Annotated in this window: 18 protein-coding genes and 1 pseudogene; 12 read left to right on the forward strand and 7 right to left on the reverse strand. The window is 40.4% G+C overall.

Annotated elements, in window-relative coordinates; all coding sequences use genetic code 11:
• Window positions 1-9: 9 nt before the first annotated feature.
• On the reverse strand, window positions 10-1,638 hold the full coding sequence (locus ACTQ9S_RS05225; protein ID WP_440454189.1) for a long-chain-fatty-acid--CoA ligase: 1,629 nt from the start codon (window positions 1,636-1,638) through the stop codon (window positions 10-12).
• Between the two features lie 312 nt (window positions 1,639-1,950).
• Between ACTQ9S_RS05225 and ACTQ9S_RS05230 the strand changes: the two genes are divergently transcribed.
• Complete coding sequence (locus ACTQ9S_RS05230) at window positions 1,951-2,094, forward strand: SDR family NAD(P)-dependent oxidoreductase (RefSeq protein WP_440454191.1); 144 nt, start codon at window positions 1,951-1,953, stop codon at window positions 2,092-2,094.
• A gap of 314 nt (window positions 2,095-2,408) precedes the next feature.
• On the opposite strand, the gene ACTQ9S_RS05235 is transcribed toward ACTQ9S_RS05230, so the two are convergent.
• The 4 genes from ACTQ9S_RS05235 to ACTQ9S_RS05250 all read right to left on the reverse strand — a co-directional run bounded on the left by ACTQ9S_RS05235 (window position 2,409) and on the right by ACTQ9S_RS05250 (window position 7,991).
• On the reverse strand, window positions 2,409-3,137 hold the full coding sequence (locus ACTQ9S_RS05235) for a glycoside hydrolase family 19 protein (protein ID WP_440454193.1): 729 nt from the start codon (window positions 3,135-3,137) through the stop codon (window positions 2,409-2,411).
• A gap of 134 nt (window positions 3,138-3,271) precedes the next feature.
• Window positions 3,272-4,441 (reverse strand): patatin-like phospholipase family protein, encoded by a 1,170-nt coding sequence (locus tag ACTQ9S_RS05240; RefSeq protein ID WP_440454195.1) that lies wholly within the window; start codon window positions 4,439-4,441, stop codon window positions 3,272-3,274.
• Window positions 4,442-4,710: 269 nt separating this feature from the next.
• Window positions 4,711-5,820 carry a hypothetical protein gene (locus tag ACTQ9S_RS05245; protein ID WP_440454197.1) on the reverse strand — a complete coding sequence of 370 codons (1,110 nt, stop codon included), beginning with the start codon at window positions 5,818-5,820 and terminating at the stop codon, window positions 4,711-4,713.
• 911 nt (window positions 5,821-6,731) lie between these two features.
• Window positions 6,732-7,991, reverse strand: coding sequence for an LD-carboxypeptidase (locus ACTQ9S_RS05250; protein ID WP_440454198.1), 1,260 nt, complete (start codon window positions 7,989-7,991; stop codon window positions 6,732-6,734).
• Window positions 7,992-8,251: 260 nt separating this feature from the next.
• On the opposite strand from ACTQ9S_RS05250, the gene ACTQ9S_RS05255 reads away from it, so the two are divergent.
• The gene (locus tag ACTQ9S_RS05255; protein WP_440454200.1) at window positions 8,252-8,704 is read left to right on the forward strand and encodes a YkvA family protein; all 453 of its coding nucleotides are present in this window, start codon (window positions 8,252-8,254) and stop codon (window positions 8,702-8,704) included.
• Window positions 8,705-8,822: 118 nt separating this feature from the next.
• Here ACTQ9S_RS05255 and ACTQ9S_RS05260 read toward each other — a convergent pair whose 3' ends face one another.
• Both ACTQ9S_RS05260 and ACTQ9S_RS05265 read right to left on the reverse strand, forming a co-directional pair.
• Complete coding sequence (locus tag ACTQ9S_RS05260; RefSeq protein ID WP_068034966.1) at window positions 8,823-9,128, reverse strand: hypothetical protein; 306 nt, start codon at window positions 9,126-9,128, stop codon at window positions 8,823-8,825.
• A 76-nt stretch (window positions 9,129-9,204) separates the two neighbouring features.
• Window positions 9,205-9,804 (reverse strand): hypothetical protein, encoded by a 600-nt coding sequence (locus ACTQ9S_RS05265; RefSeq protein WP_440454202.1) that lies wholly within the window; start codon window positions 9,802-9,804, stop codon window positions 9,205-9,207.
• A 299-nt stretch (window positions 9,805-10,103) separates the two neighbouring features.
• Here ACTQ9S_RS05265 and dnaQ point away from each other — a divergent pair, with 299 nt between their 5' ends.
• From dnaQ to ACTQ9S_RS05315, 10 genes and pseudogenes are all read left to right on the forward strand, one after another.
• Window positions 10,104-11,765: a DNA polymerase III subunit epsilon gene (dnaQ, locus tag ACTQ9S_RS05270; protein WP_440454204.1), complete on the forward strand. Its 1,662-nt coding sequence runs from the start codon at window positions 10,104-10,106 to the stop codon at window positions 11,763-11,765.
• Window positions 11,766-11,910: 145 nt separating this feature from the next.
• Complete coding sequence (locus tag ACTQ9S_RS05275) at window positions 11,911-13,593, forward strand: hypothetical protein (protein ID WP_440454205.1); 1,683 nt, start codon at window positions 11,911-11,913, stop codon at window positions 13,591-13,593.
• Between the two features lie 57 nt (window positions 13,594-13,650).
• The gene (locus ACTQ9S_RS05280; RefSeq protein ID WP_440454207.1) at window positions 13,651-14,118 is read left to right on the forward strand and encodes a hypothetical protein; all 468 of its coding nucleotides are present in this window, start codon (window positions 13,651-13,653) and stop codon (window positions 14,116-14,118) included.
• An 18-nt stretch (window positions 14,119-14,136) separates the two neighbouring features.
• Window positions 14,137-14,649, forward strand: a pseudogene (gene nudC, locus ACTQ9S_RS05285) (NAD(+) diphosphatase); the annotation flags it as partial.
• 111 nt (window positions 14,650-14,760) lie between these two features.
• Window positions 14,761-15,651: an RnfABCDGE type electron transport complex subunit B gene (locus ACTQ9S_RS05290; protein ID WP_440454208.1), complete on the forward strand. Its 891-nt coding sequence runs from the start codon at window positions 14,761-14,763 to the stop codon at window positions 15,649-15,651.
• 87 nt (window positions 15,652-15,738) lie between these two features.
• Window positions 15,739-16,434, forward strand: coding sequence for an endonuclease III (nth, locus tag ACTQ9S_RS05295; RefSeq protein ID WP_351119175.1), 696 nt, complete (start codon window positions 15,739-15,741; stop codon window positions 16,432-16,434).
• A gap of 81 nt (window positions 16,435-16,515) precedes the next feature.
• Window positions 16,516-17,112 (forward strand): DJ-1/PfpI family protein, encoded by a 597-nt coding sequence (locus ACTQ9S_RS05300; protein ID WP_351119173.1) that lies wholly within the window; start codon window positions 16,516-16,518, stop codon window positions 17,110-17,112.
• 144 nt (window positions 17,113-17,256) lie between these two features.
• Window positions 17,257-18,423: a methionine adenosyltransferase gene (gene metK / locus ACTQ9S_RS05305; RefSeq protein WP_068034959.1), complete on the forward strand. Its 1,167-nt coding sequence runs from the start codon at window positions 17,257-17,259 to the stop codon at window positions 18,421-18,423.
• A gap of 34 nt (window positions 18,424-18,457) precedes the next feature.
• A complete protein-coding gene (locus ACTQ9S_RS05310) occupies window positions 18,458-18,835 on the forward strand; it encodes a DUF3144 domain-containing protein (protein WP_068326646.1) in 378 nt (125 codons plus the stop codon).
• 276 nt (window positions 18,836-19,111) lie between these two features.
• On the forward strand, window positions 19,112-19,453 hold the full coding sequence (locus ACTQ9S_RS05315; protein WP_440454210.1) for a hypothetical protein: 342 nt from the start codon (window positions 19,112-19,114) through the stop codon (window positions 19,451-19,453).
• The last annotated feature ends 1 nt before the right edge of the window (window position 19,454 follow it).

Raw genomic sequence — 19,454 nt, forward strand, 5'->3', positions numbered from 1 at the left:
AATATAATATCAGGCACTCAGCAGCACATCGCTATATTCATCACGTAAATCCTTTTTCACCATTTTCCCCGCCCCATTTAACAAGATACTTTCTACAAAAATAACTTTATCAGGTATTTGCCAACTGGCAATTTTCTCTTCGTAAAATGCAAGCACTTGTGCCTCAGTCAGTTCTGAATCTTGCTCTTTAACCACAATCAACACTGGGCGTTCGCCCCAATTTTTATGGGCTGCAGCAATGGCAGCTGCCATTTTTATCTGTGGATGCGCGGCGGCAATATTCTCAAGCTCCACTGAAGATATCCATTCGCCGCCAGATTTAATTAAGTCTTTTGAGCGATCACGAATATTCATATAACCATCTGAATCGATGGTGGCGATATCACCAGTATCAAACCAACCGTCTTCAGTAATGGCATCAGGAATATGGTTGTAATAGTCGTTAATAATCCAGTGACCCCGAATTTGTAGACGTCCTTGGGAGACTCCATCCTCTTCAACTGGCTCAAGTGGCTGATCCGTGTCCATAAGCCGTATCTCAACGCCATAAGGCGGACGACCTTGAGATTTGCGCAATTCGTTAATCTCATCTTTGCTAAGCGATTTGTGCTTGGCCTTGATCTGATTCATCGTGCCAAGCGGACTGGTCTCCGTCATACCCCAACCGTGTATCGCATCGCAATCAAAATCCTCTCTAAAGGTTTTGATCACCGATGGCGGACAAGCAGCGCCACCGACAATGGTTCGAGTCATGCTCTCAAGTTTGCTGCCACGAGCTTTGGCAGCCGTTAGTAGGCTTTGCCAAATCGTAGGAACACCTAAAGCAACAGTGACCTTATAATCATCAATCAAAGACACTAAGCTGTCACCATCAAGATTAGGGCCAGGTAATATCAAAGAGCAACCTGTCAGGGCAGCAGCATAGGGCGTACCCCATGCATTGACATGGAACATAGGCACTACCGGTAGCAAAACGTCTTTTGCGGATAGTGCTGAGATGTCAGGCATGGATAATGCAATGGCATGAAGCACAGAGGAACGATGAGTGTATAAGATTCCTTTGGGGTTGCCAGTCGTGCCCGAGGTATAGCATAAGGAGCTGGCCGTCGTTTCATCAAATTGAGGCCACTCAAAGTCAGTAGAATGATCTGCTAGTAATTCATCAAAGAACAAAACCTCAGGCAGTTGTTCTAATACTTTATCTTCTCGAGCGCCCAAACAGATGAAATGCTTAATATTATCGATCTGATCTTTAATCGCCATAATCAGTGGTAGGAAGGTCACATCAAAAAATAATACTCGATCATCAGCATCATTAATAATGTAGCTAAGCTGTTCAGGAAACAGACGCGGATTGATGGTATGGCAAATCATGCCACTGCCTGAAATAGCGTACCAAGCTTCTAAGTGGCGACGGTTATTCCAAGCCAATGTAGCTATACGCTCTGATGACTTTAAACCTAGAGACGCTAACGCATTTGCTAAACGTTTTGAATTGTTAGAGATGGTAAGCCAGTCACTATGGGTGATTTGTCCATCGACTTCTTTAGACAACACAGCGGTGTCGCCATGATAGCGAGCAGCATGCTCGATGAGGCTACTAATCAGCAATGGCTGATACATCATTTTTCCTAACATAATACATTCCCTGTATTTATTTAAAAGTAAGATTATTCTTATTTAAAGTATCATTGAATGCCATACGCCTGCTTCAGGATTTAGGTAGCAAGGTGTAACATAGACGCTAGGTAAGGCGTTTTTTTTATTTCGCCCTCTTTATGAATATTGAGCGTTGATAAGTAATTTTGAGCGTGATCATTGTTAAACATAATACAATTCCTTTTGTGGAATAGTCTAATGAGTGTCACGGCTTATTGTCTTAAATTGATAAAGCTATGAACAAATACTCATCACTTTTAAAACATATTCAATTACGAAGGACGACAACGTATGGATATGGATACTCAAGCATCGAACACATTTGCCAATGATTTATTTGCCAACAAGGTAGCCGTCGTTACTGGCGCTACCTCAGGTATTGGGCGAGCCATGGCCATCGCCTTTGCACAAAAAGGCGTAAAGTATGAGCATTAGGTTTAAATAGTTAAGAGCCAACATAAACTGAAGGGTTAGACATCGAATTTTTGGAAATAGATGTAACAGAACAAGGTAAGATAGAAGGCTTTTTTAAAAACTTAGATCAGCTTGACTTGCTATTTAATGGCACTAGTATGGGATCGATATCAGAACATGAGCTACCGACTCTTAAGAAGATGATTGACGTTAATTTAACTACTAAGCAATTTGAATGTTTAGGTGACTTCTTATAAAAGGGATAAGTATATGGATAACAGCCTCTTTAGGCTGACTTCCTAATTAAGGTCTAGATAAAGTAGTCTACTAATTATTTATAACTTTTTTAATACTAGACACTGTAGGAATTTCTCTGCATATGTAGCAATATCTGAGTTTTTATCTGTACCATTAACTACCTTTCTAGCTGATATAAATTCCGATCTATTTCCAAGCTTGATATAATCACTAAGCTTTCTAGAAGTGAATGAGCCCTTTAAACACCCTATCGTCAAAATATTAGCACTGATAACTGGATCTAAAGCTAAATCAGGATTGTTAATCAAATCCATATTTAGAAGCTTTGAGAACTTAGCATAGTTACTCTTGCCCGTTATCATTACATGTCCTCTACCAGCATATTTTTGTCCATCTCCATCAGCTTGAGGTGTATTACCTAAGTTATATGCTAAACGCCCTGTATCGTATTTAGAAAGGTATTTATAACCTCCAGCTTCTCTAATGGCTGTCATTTTATAACCAGTTTCATGCCAAGCCGTAGCCAACATGTAAGCAACATTAAGAGGGTTAGTACCATCAATGTCATTAAACTTGTTAAAAGCTTTAAACAAGTTATTGATAGAATCTACAAAACTCTGATCAATAGTTTTTCGTTCAAAAACCTTCTTGAACATTATAAAGTCAAAATATATCTCATACCTCTTGTCATTTATACATCTTCTTAGCGCTTCTTGTGATTTGGCACAGAAGATGCCATTTAACGATTGTTTATAATACCCTTCTGCTTGCAATTGTGTCTGAATAGCTCTTATTGAATTTATCATTTCTTATTATCCTTATATTTTTTATAAAAAAATAATATTATTAGATAATAGTAGTTATAAAATTAATTTAGTTTTCGTTAACTAATCTTAAGTAACTTCTATAACAAACAGCTATTTGAAGCAATAAATAATTTTCATATTCTATTAACAGGCTCTGGGTCGGCATCTGGATTTTCAAACCAGCTGAAGTATTTTTCAGCACCATCAACTCCTTGCTTAACTAATGTTTTTTTCATCTCAACATCCATATCAAAATCAGTAGTTTTAACTTCTAATATGTCAATGTACATAGTACGGTGCCAATCATCTGAATGCAGATGCTGGCTCTCCTGAACACTTGTGGCGGCAGAAATTAAAGATTTTAGATATCTAGTAAATGTATTAATCTTATCTAACTTTTTTTCTTTCTTAAGAAAAGAAGTCAAAGAAGCCAAAGCTGCTCCTAATTTACCTCTATCCTCCTCTTCTTTTTTCTTTGCCTTTTCTAGAGCTATCTGTCTCTCTAGAGCTATCTGTTTTTCTAGAGTTGTCTGTTTTCTTTTGTGTCTAAATACTGCAATCTCCTTTTCAGTATCAAGACGCAATCCTAATGTTTGCCGATTATAGACATATGGACTTTTCTCACGATCATCTTTCGAATTATCTTCGTTCTCTACATCATAATAATCTATTCGTCTCGCAGCATCTGCCTCTTTATCCATATCAATATATCTTTGCCTATCGAAGAGTTTTACTGGATAGTTTAGAATTACTCCGCCATCAACATAGCAATCTTTGTTTGGACCGAATCTTACTGCAGTAAAATACACTGGTATGGCCATACTGATCCGCAATGCCTCACATATTGGCATGTTAGCGTCACGTTCAGCTGAAAAATACTCAACATATCCAGTTGTAAGGTTGGTTCCTGTCACATAAAGGGCTGGTTTTTTAGCATCAATTAAATCTTGAAAGGTTGCTCTCTTTTTCCCTAACTTATCTTCTATTATCTCATCAATCCAGTTTAAGAAATCATCACCTTTATTCCAACCGAAGTTAGATATTAGACGGTATAAATCTGTCCCTATAAATAATGAGTCATCCATAAACTCTTTAAAATCTTTAGTTCTCATGATTTCACGCTGCTCATCTATTGAATAGCCTAATGCAAAGATGAGTGCATTAATCGCCCCTGCACTTGTTCCACCAACTCTTTTTATATCTGAAAGGTGTCCTTTCTCTTCTAACACCCTCATAGCACCGATATAAGCGAGGCCTTTTATCCCGCCACCTTCAAAAACCAAGTTTCTAAATTGAGTAGTCATATCGTCACTCCTTCAAAAATAGTTCTAAACTAAATCTGAAAATCCCGACAATAATGTCTTTACAGTATAGATACTAAAGACTAACTATTTAGTTTCCTTATAGAAACAATATTATATGGGTTAATTCAAGTCTACATACATTCGTTAAATCGGGTATATAATTCGTAAACGTAACTCATCGAAGAAATTAATTCATATATATTTAATTTGAAATAAGAAAGCCCACTTTAAAGTGGGCTTTCTTGTTGATTTTAGTATATCTTCATCTTTTATTTTTCATAGCCAAAAGTATGACGAGCGTCTGCAACTAATTTTTGGCAACCTGGTGAGTTAAGGAATACACCTAATCCAATAAATATAACGGCGGGCCCAGTAGCGCTTGTAACAAGTGTTCCACCAATAATTTCACCTGCACACATAGTTGATGGGACTAGAATGTTCATATGATCCAATATTGCTTCATTGTGAATTTTATACAAGGCAGGATCTTCTGCAAGCATAACAGCAATGCCTACTGTTGGATCGATTTTCTTCCCATGCTTATAAACCTTCTCTATGAGTTCATTCCAGTTTGATGCCAAGGTTCTTAATGCTTTAGGACTTAGCTCACCAAGACTTAGAAACATAGAGGCATACGGACTGGTAGGGCTTTCATATAAAGCTAGGTAAGGGGACTTACCTATTCTATTATCTCCAAGAATAAAGGTTAACTCTTCTATTGAGCTATCATAATCATAATTATTACCAACAAATGTCTTGCAATCTGCCGAAGTTTTTGGAAGATTATTCTTATTCCTACCTACTGCAGGCATATAAGTGACGACATGGTTTTTTCTATCAGCTTCCAGAACATTTCCTGTATTTTTACCTTGTCTTTCCAGTTCTTCAACAGTTGTCAAGGTCATAAAACCTTTACAAATATCTATATTCTTTCTTCGTACATATGGATTAGAATCCTTGATATCGTTTAGACTAAGGTCACTAATTGTCCAGCCACTACTAGGACGTATTCTGTCCTCCAATAAAATCACAGCTCTTGGCTGCGTATCACCAGTTGGTTTGATCGAGAAAATCTTTTTACTTCCTTTCACATCAATACCTTGGAAATTATTATTGGAGTCCATAATGAAATCACGTGACATAGGAAGATTCAGAAGATGCGAACCATCGGAACGAGATTTCTGGCGGTACTTTGTAACGGAGGCAGGTCTTCTACTTATCAAAGGATCAGAATTTATAGCCGAGTCTTTAGAGATAACAGGAGCGCTAGAGGAAGATCCCATACCAGATTCGTTAGAGTAAGGTATCATATTAGTTGTTGCACATCCGTAGAGGACAGCAGGTAAAGTTACTAAGAAAATAGCTAATTTAATGTTCATAAAACAATCCTTGTTCAATGTATCATTATATTACTAACCTCGTATAATTGAGATATATCAAAGCGTGTCTAATATATCTCGAGATTAGACCATCAACTCTTAAACTATCTAAAACATAAAATGGAATAATTCATTTACCAAATATTAGTAACCCTTAAAGTTGTTTAGCTATAAATAAAGCTAATCCAGATTACGTATCTTAAGTATTTAATTAAAAAAACACTTGTTTATTAATCCCTTACAATCTTAGATAATGTTTGTAATTCATATACCAAAAACAACTATTAATCTAGTAGGGTTTCACTTAACTATATCAAAAGAAAGACAAAATTACCTTAAAAAAATATCTTTTATTCTTGGTAAGAAGTAAAAGTAAAGAATGCGCATAAATCAATGGAACCAGTTTGATATACTTGCACAGGTATTTATAGGCTAATCAAAATAGACCTTTTCAATGCAACCACTTATATTAGCTCATCTATGGTTATATTAATTAAAGCTTACGTTTAACCTAGAAAACCTTAAAATTTACAAAAAAAATAAACCGCCTGACTCTTAGAGTTGAGGCGGTTTAATAATTTTAGATTGAGCGCTTTGCAATCTTAATGTTAATCCATTCTGCGATCTCACTCGCTACCTATTACGCATTAAACTTAATTACACTGACAGCATTTTGAGCACATGTCACATTTTTTACAAGTGGAAGGACTTGTGCATCCACATTTCTTGCAGCTGCAGCTAGAATTACAATGAATAGAAGGTAATGATAATTTCGTTTTTTTAGAGGTCAACATCATAATAAATCCTTATTCATGATAGAACGATTAAGAATCAATCTTGGCAGATATTAATTATATCTTCCGTAATTTAATTGTTAATTCAATAGCTTAAAGCATTTTAATTAACCTACATTATGCCTGCCAAAACCCTTCCACATTAATCTTATTTGCCTCAATAGTTGGGTAATCAGTAAAGCTCAATTGATAACTGTCTGCTGCATTAGTGGCTGGTGTAATCTGACAGGTCGCGCCCAGTGGAAAGCTATGTTTTTTACTGATATGCCCAAAGCTCATGCCATTATAGATAGGTAGTCCTGTCAGCTTATGCAGCTGGCGAATGACCATCGCTACATCGTAACGCTTATCATAGCTATCTTCACCCGTACCAGATAATGAGCCAAACACAATCGCTTGTTGATGCTTGAACACCCCCGCCAAATACAAATCATAAAGCATGCGCTCAATGCGATAAGCCTGCTCACCTACGTCTTCTAAAAATACAATGCCACCATCAATACGTGGCAGATACTCGCTACCTGCCAGCGCTGATACCACGCTCAGATTACCGCCCCAAATCGTTCCAGTGAGTATTTGAGTTTTATCAGTAGCCAAAATCGCTGGTAATTGCTTACTGGTCAAATCTGCATTTTGAACATTAATGCTTAAATTGGGATTGGTGAGCGCTTCTGCAAACTGCCTACAACTAATCTCATCAGGGGTCGTTTTACCAAATTCGCTATAGAGCATGGGGCCAGCGAGCGAGCTCATTTGCCCTTTTGCTAGCAGCGCACATTGAATGGCAGTAACGTCACTAAAGCCTGTCAATATCGTGCCGCGCTCTTTCATAATGCGTCCCAGCGTTTGCCAATCAATCAGCGGCAGCAGACGCATTGCGCCGTAGCCACCGCGTACACCCATGAGCAGTTTGGGTGCAGCAATCGCCCCAGTCGCGATATTTTGTAGATCACTCGCCCGCTGCGTGTCCGTACCTGCAAAGCGCAAGTATTGTCGCTCGGTGATAGCAGGATTGTGCACTTCAAAACCTGCGCAAGCCATACGCTCTAATGCCAATTGGTTACGCTCGTTACTACCGCCAACGTTGGAACTGGCGAATAGACGCGTCTCAATAGTAGGATTGATACAACGTGATTTGAACGCTATTGACTGATTAACATCTGGCAGCGCAGTTGGCAGATCATCTTTGGTCAACTGCATGCTGGCATTTTTATCGTTCGTTTTGACCATCAAGCTTTGAGCGATACCTTGAGTTGCAAGTAGTCCAGCACCTGTACTCACCCCTAGTCGACGTAAGAATTGGCGACGATTGAGTTCCTTATTAGTCGCGGTGGTTATATCAGCTTGTTGTAAAAGAGTCGGATTTTTTGTAAGCATACTGAACTATTACCTCAAAACTTATTTTAGAATAATGATTTAATTATCAACGTTTTTAACATTAACTTTATACAAGCATCGTAGTTTGATAGAGACATCACAGTGTTTCGCCTTCTATTACGATAATGGTTGCATAACCCTATAACTCTTGTTTGTTACAACTATAACAAATTGTTAAACAACCACGTTTGGTACTTACCATTACTCTTGTTATAGTAAATAGTAATGAATGATTCACTAATAATGAAAGGAACGCTACTATGGCTGATAAAGAAAAAGATGATAAGTCTCTTTTAGAAAGTATCAAACTCATCTTAAGCAAAGAAGACAGAATAAAGGATCAAGTGAACAATGATCGTGGTCTTGAGCGTTACGCTAAAGACTTGATGTTGCTTATGAGTTTGGTAAAAGACTATTACCAAGGCAATTATCGCAATATACCTTACAAAACCATTTCAGCGGCAGTGGTTGGGTTGTTGTACGTACTAAACCCTATTGATATTATTCCAGATTTTATACCTTTTATTGGTCAAATTGATGATGCCTTGGTACTAGGATTTTGCTTAAAACTGATGGAGAAAGACTTAAACAAATATAAAACTTGGAAAAACGAGCAGTCAACGTCTAAAGATGATGCAAAGTCTGAAGATAAAGCTTCTGATACTGAAAGTAAAAATGCAAAGGCTAAGAAAAAATCCCTATTATTGAAATAGTGATTAATGATGTCTTTAATCGCACAAAAACACGGTCAATGAGTTCATCATTGACCGTGTTTTTGTGCGTATTAAGCTCAAAATTAGTAAACCATCATTAGTAAATGATAACTAGCAATCAATCAGGCACATCATAACGCGCTTTTTCTGGGTTCAGACCGAATGAGTAGACAAAGGTCGCAACGACACTGTTAATGATAATAAACGGTAAATCAATAGCCACGTGTCCAAGTAAATAGCGTCCAATCAGCCATGAGATAATGAGCATAATAATGAAAAATGCGCCTAAATATCCTAGGATGGCAGGATGCTTTAAGTTATAAGGTTGCTCTGGTGCAGGTTGCTTGTCGAGCACGTACATACGTATGGCCCAACCAGCTGCATAGGATAATCCGCCTAACACGACATAACTCAAAAAATTCATATTATCTGACTCTATTACTAAATGACTGGCAGAACATATTGCTGTCCAATAAACCTATAATAAATACTGTTTTCTATCAAAGACTTTCAGTACTCGGCCCAACGTTATCAATAATAATATTGGCATGTGGATTGGCCAATATATCAGTATTGACCTCGTCACACTCTACCCGATAAATGGTATTTGCGCCTTTATAAATGTAAGACAAATACTCACTATCGAGTAGTGGATCGATATTGGCGTAAACAGGTTTGACATGCGCCATGACCAGCACTCTATCAGGACGTCCAATAACTGCATCGACATTGTCAGGATCGATAGAGAAAAACTTGGGTATCTCACTGTTATCAAGCACTTCTAATGGCTCAGCAGTATCCCAGACACGCTTGGCACTTGCAGGCTCTTTCATCTGCATGACCCACTTACCTGCCTGCTGACTAACTTTGATCTGCGCAGGCTCGTCATTACTAACCGTATAGCAACCTTCAAATATGGATAAATCCGTCTCGGTCTTCGCCACATCTTCTACCGCGGTCGTGCTGCTATCATCACAACCTGCTAGCAATAGCGCACTACAAGTGATACCGCTAACTGCTAACAAGGTAAGTCTTTTGCAAATAACGTCTGAGCGCTTGAGCATGATAATGTCATCCTGCGTTAAAAGGGACTGAGGCATGTGAAAATCAGCTTCACCTGAAAACCTGTGCTCTCATCAGGCTCATTTTAACAGAAAACAATCCCCTTTCTGTTTTGATATTCAGTTTTACAGTTTTGTACTTAGCAATGGCGCATGTTGCCAATGGATTTGCTATAATCAAGCGCATTAATTTCAGTTAAACTTTCAGTTACACTATAGTCAAGCTCGATGGTATAGATATAAATAAATAGCGCACAGGCTCTCCAGCAATGAGCTTGCAAGCGCAACCATATCTCTCTCTATCGTCAGTTAACTATCTATTAGGCTATTAGATTTTTATGTCAGACAACCCTGCTCTATCGTCCTACACTTCTAGTGCCTCTGTTGGCGCAACTGCAAACGTTTTTAGCGCAAGTCAGCAAAATGCGGCTGATCCGCTAGCAGTGAAAGCAAATACTACCGTCGCTTATACTGATGGTGCTTGTAAAGGTAATCCCGGCGCTGGTGGTTGGGGCGCGCACCTTATCTTTAGTGATGGACGTACGCAAGATTTGTACGGTGGTGATAAAGAAACCACCAATAATCGTATGGAGCTAATGGGCGCAATAAAAGCCCTAGAGTACAGTCCACGCGACTTGAAGCTTGAGATTTGGACTGACTCCAGCTACGTTAAAAACGGCATTACCGAATGGATTGCCAATTGGAAAAAACGTGGCTGGAAAACTGCCAGCAAAAAGCCTGTTGCCAATCAAGACTTATGGCAACAGTTGGATGAGCTTCGTCAAGCACGCGACGTTGATTGGCATTGGGTTAAAGGTCATGCTGGGCACGCAGGCAACGAAAAAGCTGATGAGCTGGCCAATCTAGGCGTGACCTCTAGTAGCGAGCATCTATCTGCATCTAACTCTGTAGATAGTCCTGCCACTATTAACACTGATATTGCTAAAAAAAAAGATAAAATAGCCGCTAATGACTGGCTAAATGACGATCCATTAGGCTTTAACATGATGGATGAAGATTTCGATGAAGAGTCATTGGATGAAGAGTTATTAGATGAAAGCGATTTAGATGAAACGCCAAATAATGATGATTCAATTCCTATTCAAGTCAGCAGCAAACCGAATAATGCTACACATCCTATGAGTACCAATGCCATGATATCAGATGACATGACAGTAAACGAGACGACAGCAGACAGCAATACACTAGATGCATCTGCAGAATTACCAAAATTCGATGGCGATACCAGTCGTGCGAACCCACACTTTCGTCCTTTGTTACCCAAGCCTATCCATCGGCATGAACCTAATCGCCAGCTGATTATGGATACGGAGACTACGGGACTTGATCCACTAAAAGGCGATCGAATCATTGAAGTCGGTATCGTTGAGATGATCGGTCGTAAATTCACCGGTGAAAAGCTGCACGTTTATATCAACCCGCAGCGCGGCATGGATGAAGAAGTCATCCGTATTCACGGTATCTCTGAGGCCTTTTTGACAGATAAACCTACCTTTGATCAGGTTGCTCAGTCGCTATATGAGTTCATGGATGGTGCAGAAATCATCGCTCACAACGCCACGTTTGATATGAACTTTTTAAATATGGAATTTAGCAAAGTTGGTATGACAGACTTTGCGGAACGTGTTCAAGTCACCGACTCATTAGTAATGGCAAAGCAGCAATATCCTGGGCAAAAGAATACCTTGGATGCTTTGGTTCGCCGATTAGATGTCGGTAAACAAGATCGTACTTTTCACGGAGCATTACTAGATTCGGAGATCTTAGCGGAAGTTTATCTGGCAATGACCGGTGGACAGGTAACGCTAGCGATCGAAGAGGACAGCCAAGCAGATGGCGGGCATACCGCTCATGCTAATTTTGCTAATTTGGCATCTTTATTGCTAGAGTCAACCGTAGATAACCAAGCCAATCAAAATTGGTTCGCAGGTTTAGCAGAAGATTATCCTGATTTGAAAACCAGACTATCGCAGTGGTAAAACACATTAAAGTGTATAACTAAGTTGACTTAACTTAGTGTAATACATTGAAAAGTCTAACAATATATTAAAATACCAACTTTTATAAATCAATATCTGCTGTTAGAGTCGACTCTATCAATACTTTATTTATGGAAAAATAACTATGAGCCAATCTGAGCAAACAACGTTAACCACCCCTACCCTTAGTATTACTAACTTTAAACTACCTTCTTTGCATCTGCTTCATAATGAAATCACTGTTATTCTCAAAGATACTGAAAACCATCTGAGTGAATTCAACGACGATAAAGAGCAAGCACCTTTATTATTAGATTCCATCAGCGTCTTGACCCAACTGTCTCGTATTTTTGAGCTAATTGCATTGGCTGGTGGCCAATTATTGAGCGCCGCTATCGCACAAGGCTTACAACAGCTTCATGATGATAGCAATAATAACGATACAGCGCTGATTATGGATTTATCAGAAGCAATCATGACCCTTGATCGCTATATTGAATTTGTACTATTAACTGAGACGGTAGAGCCTACACTGCTACTGCCAATCATTAATAAATTGCATGCTTATAGTCAGCAAGATGCAATCGATGCCAGTTACTTCTCCGATTTTGGTAGCAGCAGCGTGATTATCGCTAATCCTGAACAAAACTTTCAGCCATTAAGTGAGTTAAATCTGGATAGTAAGTTACTGACCAATGCTTACCGTAGTGGTCTGAATGTGGTACTTACCCAACAAAATGCCCCACTGACAGCAGATGATCAGCAGAAGCTTGATGCTATGAGTGCTGCCTGTGCGATGATTGCCGCGCATACTAGTAGCCTATTTTGGCAAGCAGCAACCGCCGCTGTTACAGATATCCAAACTATTTTGCCATTGAGCCTTAGTCAAAAGCATACCCTTATTTACTTAGAACAGCAGTTCCATAGCTACCTTCCAGTGATGGATGCACGTTTTGCTGACTTAGTGAGTTTTGCCTGCCAGCGTGATAACGAACAAGCGCAAAAGCTACGCATCCAATATGCGAGCAATCAGATAGATTCGCCACAACGCGAACAAATGCAACGCTTCTTATTTGGTCCAAACCGCGCCATTACTGATACTCTAAACGATATTATTCAAAATCAAATTAGCACAATTAAAGAAAAAGTCGATAGTTATGCACGTGGTGATACGCTTAGCTCTACTGCTCTGCAAGTGAGCTCAATAGCCGCTGACCTCACAGAACTTAGCTCAGTATTACGGTTATTATGCTTAACGGATGCTGCAGCGTCATTAAAAACTGCAGCAGATGCCGTATTGACTTGGCAGACCCCAACACCTGAAGAATTCGATAGTCTATTATTAGCACTTATGCATGCAGAGAACGCTTCAATTGCGATGGCAAAAATGCATACCCCAGGTGCCATTCATCTATCTGCGCATAGTCAACATATCTCGCTACACCAAATTGATACTGCCTACAACACTTTAGTACAAGAAAGCCGTATGGCGATATCGAGTGCAGAGCAAGCGATTAACGACTATTTAGCAGATGACAAGCGCGACCTACTCAATATTCAGAACATACCTGATATGATGCACCAAGTCGCTGGGGCAGTCCGTTTTTTACAATTACCTACCGCTGCCAATATGCTTAGCCAATTGACTACTAATATGCAAGAGCGCCTTGCAAGTGGTCGAAATATAGATGATCGTACGCTTGCTCATATTGCTGATGTGTTAATGGCAGTAGACTATCGCTTAGAGGGTTTTGAGAATAATCACCCTGTAAGCAAACAGTCACTTGATGCCGGTCAACATAGTCTAAGTCAATTAATTGCCGCTTAAATAAGATTAATATAAACAACTTTTAAGCAAGCTTATTGCTGCTTTGGATAGCCATTTATGACCACCGCGTTTGTACTTGATAATGAAACGATACTCTGCCGCTATACAGCAAAGGGCTGGTGGCCCTTACAAGTCTCCCTTTCAGCTATTGAAAATAATATAGTTGAGCAAGGCGTAGCGGAAGAAGACTTATCAGATGATATGTATCAAGTCGGACGTGTTAAGTTGCTGGCAAGCTTAGCAGCAAGCCATTGGAAGCCTGATGAGTCGCAAGCATTTGCTACCAATCAGGAGCCTACAAACAATGATGATGTACCAGTTAACAATGCTATCACTTATCATTATGCACAAACTCATGGCATTGCTACCCCTGAGTTGACTAAAAACTCTCATGAGTTAGCCACGTTACTTTCATCATCCGAACATACTGAAAACGTTGATTTCATCACTTATCGACAGCTTATAACACAACTTCCTGCTGCCCTCTCCACGCAGCTGAGCCAAGCTATTCAATTGCTGCGCTGACAGGCAGATACTCAGTTTTGTAGTCGTTGCAGTGCATCAGTGACCACTGCTAAATTCGGTGAGCGAGCGATGGTCTGTCCGGTCTGCCGTTTGCGTCAATATCCACGTGTGCAACCTTGTGTCATCACAGCGATCACCCGCCCAAACCCGCAAACAGGTGAGATGCAAATACTATTAGCGCATCACCATCGCTATGGTCAGCCAAGCACGCAGCTACTATATGGACTGATTGCAGGCTTTGTAGAAGTAGGTGAAAGCTTGGAGCATGCGGTAGTGCGTGAAGTAGCTGAGGAAGTCGGTATTCGTTTGACTGATATTCGCTATGTTAGTAGTCAGCCATGGCCATTTCCCTCTAATTTGATGTTAGGATTTCGAGCCTCTTATGCAAGCGGCGAGATTGTCATACAAGAAGAGGAGTTATCACACGCTGACTTTTTTGATATCTCAAACTTACCGAAGATACCTTTTAAAGGCAGTATTGCTTACGATTTAATCGCACAGATTGCTCATGAGCAAGGCATAATACTTTAGCTTTATATGATATGTTAGCGTTTAAAATATAGTTTTCCGCTATATATAACTTTTCACACCGACTATTATTTATCTCCAATTTTTTACGCCAGTTTTAAGGCCATGAATTAAATGCCCAGTAATGTCCATTCCCTGACCCATGCCCGTTTAACGAATCTGCCTATACTATTTGATACGTTAACCTTAGAGACGCAATCCGCTGACATACAACAGCGGATTGCGTATGTCGATTCGTGCCTGCCTCAGACTCAATGCGGACTCTGCGAGCATCCAGATGGTTGCTTACCCTACGCCACTGCTATCGTTGTAGACGGTGAACCGTATAATAAGTGTGTGCCTGGTGGTCAGCCTGTCAGTGATGCGATTGCCCTTATTTTGAGCGCAGATAATGTCACTTTGGACAATGCTTTTTCAGAAAGTATAGCATCCAGTAATGATCATGGAGGGCTGATTGCCGTACCATCAAAGTGGTCTATAGACCCTGTGACCGAACGTCCGCATGAAGTACGTGCTATTATTCGGGAAGATGATTGTATTGGTTGCACAAAATGTATCCCAGCCTGCCCAGTCGATGCCATCGTCGGTACGGGCAAGCATATGCATACGATTTTTACCGACCTATGTACAGGTTGTGAGCTATGCATTGCGCCTTGCCCTGTTGATTGCATTGATCTTGTTCCTATTGAGCGTGAACTGTCAGCCGCTGAGCGCGTTCAAGAGCAAAACGAGCTACGCCAGCGTTATCATACTCACCTTAGACGGGTCACTGAACAGCTAGCAGATAGCAGCAATAGCAGACCTGTCGTGAGTATGGTAGAAGCCAAGCTGAATAATGCCAGCACCCAAACTATTGACATCAATGAGCAACAAGCAAAAGATACTATTGCTGCCGCCAAACTACGTAGTAAAATTAAAAAGCTAGAAAAACAGCTAAGCGTCCGTCCTAATCCAGAAAAAAGTGCTGAATTAGCCACACTACAAGCACAACTGTCTCAGATATAGTTTTAGAGAATGCACCACTATTTAATTCAACCTAACTCAATATCTGCTCTCACTAACATCAACAGCTGAAATGATTACCTGAATACCATGAGTAAAACTGTTAAACATAAAACTGCCAATACGCCACCATCAAGACGCATGCCCAATCGTGACGTGCGACCGTTCTTTGAAAAGCTGGCTGCTACTATTGACGAGCCTGTCACTGAATTAAACTATAGTAGTAACTTTGAGCTGCTTATTGCAGTAATACTCTCGGCACAAGCGACTGATGTGAGCGTCAACATTGCCACTCAGCAGCTGTATCCAGTCGCGAACACCCCTGAGGCTATATTGGCATTGGGTGAAGAAGGGCTGAAATCCTATATCAAAAATATTGGCTTATATAATGCCAAAGCCAAAAATGTAATCAAAACCTGTCGCGACTTAATAGAAAAGTTTGATAGCATCGTACCCGATAACCGTAAAGACTTAGAGTCGCTCGCTGGGGTCGGACGCAAAACCGCTAATGTGGTCTTGAACACTGCCTTTGGACAACCAACAATGGCTGTTGATACGCATATCTTCCGTGTAGGCAATCGCACGGGGCTGGCTACTGGTAAGAACGTATTAATAGTAGAAAAAAATTTAGTCGAGCGTATTCCAGAAGATCTCTTAGTTGACGCTCATCACTATCTAATTTTGCATGGGCGCTATACTTGTCAAGCGCGTACCCCCAAATGCGGTGCCTGTCCAGTCTATGAAGAATGCATGTTTAAAGATAAAGCAGTGTTTGTAGAGATTTAAAAATTCTATACAGTTAGCACGACCTTTTATAGCTACCTTAATAGCTATCTGATTATAGCTGTCTCAACTTGAGGAAAAATAATGCAAACGCTCACTGTCCTAGTATTTGATAATTTTGAGACGCTAGACCTGTTTGGACCAATAGAGATGTTCGGCTGCCTACCTGAGCATTATCGTATCCAATTTGCTTCTATAGCAGGTGGTATTATTCATAATCATCATGGTGTCGCGTTGCAAACTGTTGCAGTAGCAGAGTTAGAGCATCAAACTAATATTTTATTAATTGTCGGCGGTAAAGGTACGCGTCAAGTAATCGAGGACAGCCAGTTTTTGCAGACTCTTACCAAACTCTCTGATAACGCCGACTGGGTGCTCAGCGTCTGTACTGGCAGTGCGTTATTAGCCAAGGCTAATATCTTGGATGGTAAGCGCGCAACTTCTAATAAGCTTGCTTGGCAATGGGTTATTGAGCAATCAGACAAAGTTAATTGGGTACAGCAAGCACGCTGGGTAGTAGACGGCAAGTTCTATACCTCCTCAGGCGTCAGTGCTGGAATGGATATGACGCTTGGTTTTATTGCTGATAGACATGATATTGCTACTGCACGACAAATCGCTACCTATACAGAGTATCGCTGGCAAGAAGATAGCCAGCTTGATGATTTCTACGATTGTTAGCAACAATAGCTGACACTAGAGTTTTAACTCGATTCACGGTAAAATGTGCTAATTTTTTGATTCACTTTTGCCTCTTATTTTCCGTTAACATTCAATTATGACTGATTTTACTAATAACAGTCCTTGCAATTAAGCGATCCAACTATGCGTGAATACAACTTATTTACATCTGAATCCGTAAGCGAAGGCCACCCTGATAAAATGGCTGACCAAATATCAGACGCTATCCTTGATGCCATCTTGCGTGAAGACCTACAAGCACGTGTAGCGTGTGAAACGCTGGTTAAAACTGGTGCAGTCATACTAGCAGGCGAAGTGACAACTACTGCTAACATCGACGTAGAACGCATCGTACGTGATACAGTCAACGGTATCGGCTATCACCATTCAGATCTTGGTTTTGATGGCGAGACTTGCGCGGTTATTAATATGCTTGGCAAACAATCACCTGAGATTGCTCAGGGCGTTGATCGCAGTAGCCCAGAAGAACAAGGCGCTGGTGACCAAGGATTGATGTTTGGCTATGCTAGTAATGAGACAGAAGTCTTAATGCCTGCCCCTATCGAGTTTGCACATCGTCTTATGGAGCGCCAATCTGAGCTGCGCCGTGCAGGCGATCTACCTTGGTTACGTCCAGATGCCAAAGCGCAAGTGACATTAAGATATGATGGCAATCGCCCAACTGCGATTGATGCAGTGGTGCTCTCTACTCAGCATGATCCAAGCATCTCGCAGAAAGATCTGCAAGAAGCGATTATGGAATCTATCATTAAAGAAGTACTGCCAGCCGATCTGTTACATGCTGGTACTCGCTACCACATCAACCCAACTGGCAAGTTTGTCATTGGTGGTCCCGTTGGTGATGCAGGCTTAACCGGACGTAAAATCATTGTCGACACTTACGGTGGTATGGCTCGTCATGGTGGCGGCGCATTCAGTGGTAAAGATCCCTCAAAAGTTGACCGTAGCGCTGCCTATGCGGTACGTTATGTCGCTAAAAACATCGTCGCAGCTGGATTGGCTGAGCGCTGTGAAGTGCAAGTTAGCTACGCAATTGGGGTCGCTGAACCAACCTCTATTTCGGTCAATACTTTTGGTACGAGTAAAATCAGCTCTGAAGAAATCATTCGCCTGATTCGCACTCATTTTGACCTGCGTCCTTATGGCATTACGCAAATGCTAAACTTACTCCAGCCTATGTATCAACGAACGGCGACCTTTGGACACTTTGGTCGCGAAGGTTCTGAAACTGCCTTTACTTGGGAAAAAACAGACAAAGCTGAGATTTTAAAAGCAGATGCAGGTCTATAAATCTATATTCAAATACACTCAATAGGAGTAGCTTATGTCTCAAGACAATATCGATAACAATGTTAACGCTAACGTAAACGACAATGCTGAAGCAATGGCTGAAATCACCCCTGAAATGCAGGCGTTTTATCAGCGTGCCGATGCTATCATTGGTATCGCGAATAGCCAATTAGGTCCTGATGCTCATTCAGGGCAAGTCGGTGCTTCACTACTTTATGCTGCAGCTCGTTATAGCGCTTCGGTTGCCTCTATTGGCTTCATAAAGGGTGATGACTTTGCAAAAGAAAAAGACGATATCGTAGAGTTTTACGTTAAGCAGTACCGTCAGATGCTGAGTGACAATTTAACCGATTATGCACAGAACTTCGATAAATATGTTCAGCTTAATCAAGATGATAAACCGGCTAAATAAGTGCTTTATTATTCAGTCTTAAAACAAAACCTCAGCCTATTCATAGACTGGGGTTTTTTATTGGCTATCTTTTTAGCAGATGACTGACTACAATTAGATTGATATTAAAAGAAATTCAAGCTCTTCGAGCTTAGGCTATCATTAACTTATAAAAGCAGATATAGCAGAAGAGTCTGCTACGCAACCGATTATTAGCTCATCCCCTACAATAGGACGTTATATTTTTCATAAATTGCGACCTTCATAAATCGTGACTCTAATAAATAAGGACATCTTATGTTTAACAATAATTTTTGGACATCTTGGCGTTCATGCTTGTCGTTACTAGGAATATCCGTAGCAATGACGTTAGCAGGCTGTAGTAATATACCGAGTGGTACCGAGCCTGATACCACTCCGATTCACACACCAGCCACTAATCAACCAGCACCCAGTGATAATTTGTTTACTAAGTGCCCACCTCACAACCCAGAGAAAAACATGTGTACTATGCAATATGACCCTGTTTGCGTTACTACTAAAGTTGGTTCGGTAGTGAGTTATCGTACGGCGGGTAATGCCTGCTCAGCCTGTGGCACCACTGCAGCAATAGGTTATGTACCAGGCAAATGTATCTAAT

The organism is Psychrobacter sp. ASPA161_9 (assembly GCF_051970275.1).
In the GTDB taxonomy this organism is placed as follows: Bacteria; Pseudomonadota; Gammaproteobacteria; order Pseudomonadales; family Moraxellaceae; genus Psychrobacter.

Excerpts from the sequence above, each read along its gene's own strand:
- ACTQ9S_RS05225 (WP_440454189.1), bottom strand. The coding sequence starts at position 1,638 with ATGTTAGGAAAAATGATGTATCAGCCATTGCTGATTAGTAGCCTCATC.
- ACTQ9S_RS05230 (WP_440454191.1), top strand. The coding sequence starts at position 1,951 with ATGGATATGGATACTCAAGCATCGAACACATTTGCCAATGATTTATTT.
- ACTQ9S_RS05235 (WP_440454193.1), bottom strand. The coding sequence starts at position 3,137 with ATGATAAATTCAATAAGAGCTATTCAGACACAATTGCAAGCAGAAGGG.
- ACTQ9S_RS05240 (WP_440454195.1), bottom strand. The coding sequence starts at position 4,441 with ATGACTACTCAATTTAGAAACTTGGTTTTTGAAGGTGGCGGGATAAAA.
- ACTQ9S_RS05245 (WP_440454197.1), bottom strand. The coding sequence starts at position 5,820 with ATGAACATTAAATTAGCTATTTTCTTAGTAACTTTACCTGCTGTCCTC.
- ACTQ9S_RS05250 (WP_440454198.1), bottom strand. The coding sequence starts at position 7,991 with ATGCTTACAAAAAATCCGACTCTTTTACAACAAGCTGATATAACCACC.
- ACTQ9S_RS05255 (WP_440454200.1), top strand. The coding sequence starts at position 8,252 with ATGGCTGATAAAGAAAAAGATGATAAGTCTCTTTTAGAAAGTATCAAA.
- ACTQ9S_RS05260 (WP_068034966.1), bottom strand. The coding sequence starts at position 9,128 with ATGAATTTTTTGAGTTATGTCGTGTTAGGCGGATTATCCTATGCAGCT.
- ACTQ9S_RS05265 (WP_440454202.1), bottom strand. The coding sequence starts at position 9,804 with ATGCCTCAGTCCCTTTTAACGCAGGATGACATTATCATGCTCAAGCGC.
- dnaQ (WP_440454204.1), top strand. The coding sequence starts at position 10,104 with ATGTCAGACAACCCTGCTCTATCGTCCTACACTTCTAGTGCCTCTGTT.
- ACTQ9S_RS05275 (WP_440454205.1), top strand. The coding sequence starts at position 11,911 with ATGAGCCAATCTGAGCAAACAACGTTAACCACCCCTACCCTTAGTATT.
- ACTQ9S_RS05280 (WP_440454207.1), top strand. The coding sequence starts at position 13,651 with ATGACCACCGCGTTTGTACTTGATAATGAAACGATACTCTGCCGCTAT.
- ACTQ9S_RS05290 (WP_440454208.1), top strand. The coding sequence starts at position 14,761 with ATGCCCAGTAATGTCCATTCCCTGACCCATGCCCGTTTAACGAATCTG.
- nth (WP_351119175.1), top strand. The coding sequence starts at position 15,739 with ATGAGTAAAACTGTTAAACATAAAACTGCCAATACGCCACCATCAAGA.
- ACTQ9S_RS05300 (WP_351119173.1), top strand. The coding sequence starts at position 16,516 with ATGCAAACGCTCACTGTCCTAGTATTTGATAATTTTGAGACGCTAGAC.
- metK (WP_068034959.1), top strand. The coding sequence starts at position 17,257 with ATGCGTGAATACAACTTATTTACATCTGAATCCGTAAGCGAAGGCCAC.
- ACTQ9S_RS05310 (WP_068326646.1), top strand. The coding sequence starts at position 18,458 with ATGTCTCAAGACAATATCGATAACAATGTTAACGCTAACGTAAACGAC.
- ACTQ9S_RS05315 (WP_440454210.1), top strand. The coding sequence starts at position 19,112 with ATGTTTAACAATAATTTTTGGACATCTTGGCGTTCATGCTTGTCGTTA.